1 protein-coding gene is annotated in these 236 nt (G+C 67.8%); it reads left to right on the top strand.

From position 1 onward, the window contains the following. Nucleotides 1-236 (top strand): hypothetical protein (locus IF89_RS40325; RefSeq protein ID WP_043195211.1); only part of this gene is annotated, 236 nt, incomplete at both ends.

Below are 236 nucleotides of genomic sequence, written 5' to 3'. Positions count from 1 at the left end.
CTACACCTACAATCCCGACGGCAGCCTGAAGACCGCGGTGCAGAAGACTGCGGACGGGCAGACCGCCTCCGCCGCCTACACCTACGACAGCCTCGGCCGCGTCTCCCGCACCGAGTACGGCAACGGCACCGTCCTGGCGGTCGGCTACTACGACAGCGGCCAGCCGGAGAAGGAGACCCTCACCCGCAAGGACGGCACCGTGCTGTCCCAGACCGTGTACACGTACAACAGCCGCG

Origin of the sequence: Streptomyces sp. NRRL F-2664 (genome assembly GCF_000719345.1) — a bacterium.
Taxonomy (GTDB): domain Bacteria; phylum Actinomycetota; class Actinomycetes; order Streptomycetales; family Streptomycetaceae; genus Streptomyces.
The sequence above is the reverse complement of the archived record's forward strand: the minus strand, read 5'-3'. Positions and strand labels throughout refer to the sequence as shown.